The sequence below is a fragment of the Alcanivorax sp. HI0083 genome (assembly GCF_001635175.1).
The window spans coordinates 1-2,295 of the sequence record NZ_LWFX01001164.1 but is presented as its reverse complement, the minus strand read 5'-3'; the positions used below and the strand labels follow the sequence as shown (position 1 = coordinate 2,295).

General features: G+C 60.3%; 3 protein-coding genes. All 3 read left to right on the top strand.

Features of this window, described 5'->3' with window-relative positions; all coding sequences use genetic code 11:
* Window positions 1–782, top strand: a 782-nt coding sequence (lnt, locus tag A3754_RS16630; protein WP_063520595.1) for an apolipoprotein N-acyltransferase, incomplete at its 5' end; no start/stop codon positions are given.
* Between the two features lie 101 nt (window positions 783–883).
* Window positions 884–1,792, top strand: a complete 909-nt coding sequence (locus A3754_RS16625) for an MBL fold metallo-hydrolase (RefSeq protein ID WP_063520594.1) — start codon at window positions 884–886, stop codon at window positions 1,790–1,792.
* A gap of 43 nt (window positions 1,793–1,835) precedes the next feature.
* Window positions 1,836–2,264, top strand: a complete 429-nt coding sequence (locus tag A3754_RS16620; protein ID WP_063520593.1) for a TIGR01244 family sulfur transferase — start codon at window positions 1,836–1,838, stop codon at window positions 2,262–2,264.
* Window positions 2,265–2,295: the final 31 nt, after the last annotated feature.

Here is a 2,295-nt window from a genome sequence, read left to right as displayed (position 1 = left end):
GGACCCAGCAAATCTATCAGGAGCTGACCCAGGCTATTCCCGCCGACACCCTGGTAATCTGGCCGGAATCCGCGCTCACCAATTTCTACCAGAACGTATCCGGATTCCTGGAGCAGGAAGGTCAACAGATTGCCGAACGCCACGGCGGCTTCATCACCGGCGTTCCCTGGCGGGCGGCCAGCGATAGCGGCGTGACCTACCACAACAGCATCGCCTCCATCCCGCTTGATCCCGGTGACGGCAACCCGCGCGTCTACCACAAACAGAAGCTGGTCCCGTTCGGCGAATATGTGCCCATGCAGTCGCTGATCCGCGGGCTGATTCCGTTCTTTGATTTGCCCATGTCCGGCTTTACACCCGGCAGCCCACAGCAACCGAATCTGACCGCCCTGGGCCACACCGTGGCGCCGTTTATTTGCTACGAAATTCTCTACCCGGAACAGGTGGCCACCCGCAGCCATGATGCCGATGTGCTGCTGACCATCAGCAACGATGCCTGGTTCGGTACCTCTGCCGGCCCCCTGCAACATTTCCAGATGGCCCGCATGCGCGCCGCAGAAACCGGCCGCTGGCTGCTGCGGGGGACCAACAACGGCGTCACCGCCGTCATTGATCACCACGGCCAGGTCATCGATGCCCTGCCCCAGTTCACCCGTGATGTGCTCTACAGCGAATACCACCCACGCACCGGCATCACCCCGTTCATGAGCACCGGCGTGTGGCCCTGGCTGCTACTCTCGGGACTGCTGATCGGGCTGGGATTCATGCTGAGGAACAAGTAACAACCAATATATTTCATTTTGATATAAGCTTATATCAAAATTGACATTCAGCCCTGCACCTCCTATAAAAGGATGATGAAATCCCGCTATTGGAGGTAGCCATGCTGCGCCCCGACGTCACCGCCTTTTTTGACCAGGACACCAACACAGTCAGTTATGTGGTTGCCGACCCGGCAACCCGTCACTGCGCCATCGTGGACTCGGTGCTGGATTACAATGCCAATGCCGGGCGCACCAGCCATTCCAGCGCGCAACGCATTGTTGATCACATCAAGCAAAACAATCTGACGGTGGACTGGTTACTGGAAACCCATGTCCATGCGGACCACCTGTCTGCAGCGCCGTGGATCCAGCAGCAGGTGGGTGGCCAGCTGGCCATTGGCGAGCATATCTGCACAGTGCAGGACACCTTCGGCAAGGTATTTAATGCCGGGACAGAGTTCGCCCGGGATGGCAGCCAGTTCGACCACCTTTTCAAGGACGGCGAGCACTACAAGGTAGGCAGCATCGACGCCCGCGCCATCCACACCCCTGGCCACACGCCGGCCTGCATGAGCCATGTGATTGGCGATGCGGTTTTCGTGGGCGATACCCTGTTCATGCCCGACTACGGCACCGCCCGTTGCGACTTCCCCGGTGGCGATGCCCGAACCCTGTATCACTCAATCCAAAAGTTGCTGGTGCTGCCAGACCAGACCCGCATGTTCCTCTGCCACGACTATCTGCCGGACAGTCGTCAGTCACTCATCTGGGAAACCACCGTCGGCGAACAGCGCCAGCACAACATCCATGTCCACGAAGGCACCAGCGAAGACGACTTTGTCAGCATGCGCGAAGCCCGCGATGCCACCCTGGAGATGCCCCGTCTGATTCTGCCCTCGGTACAGGTCAACATGCGCGCCGGCCACCTCCCAGCAGCAGAAGACAATGGCGTCCAATACCTGAAAATTCCGCTCAACACGCTCGGCGCCGAACAGGCAACGGATGAGGACAGAGCCACAAATGCGTAAGCTAGCGCGTCATCGACAACCATTTCCCAGAAAAGGCTGAACCATGACCGATTTCAACAAACTCAATGACGACCTGTCCGTATCTGCGCAATTGCTGCCAGAAGACATGCCCGCCGTTGCCGCTGCCGGTTTCAAGATGGTGCTCAACAACCGCCCCGACGGGGAAGCCGCCGACCAACCCAGCAGCAACGAAATGGCCGTGGCCGCGGAAGCCGCCGGGCTTGCCTACGCCCATCAACCGGTGGTGGGCACCAACATTGCCGAAACCGATATCGACGGCTTCGACGCCATCGTATCCCTGGCCGAAACACCGGTACTGGCCTTCTGCCGCACCGGTACGCGCAGCACCACCCTGTGGGCGCTGACCCAGGCCACCGAGCAGGACAACGGCAGCATTCTCGCCACCGCCGAACAGGCCGGGTACGACCTGAGCGCCCTGGCGGAGCGGCTCGACCAGCGCCGGGGCCAGTAATATGCCGCGAGCCCTGCACCTGTTGCGCTGG

What these genes read in the sequence shown, in the direction of transcription:
- A3754_RS16625 (WP_063520594.1), top strand. Translation starts at nt 884, where the DNA reads ATGCTGCGCCCCGACGTCACCGCCTTTTTTGACCAGGACACCAACACA.
- A3754_RS16620 (WP_063520593.1), top strand. Translation starts at nt 1,836, where the DNA reads ATGACCGATTTCAACAAACTCAATGACGACCTGTCCGTATCTGCGCAA.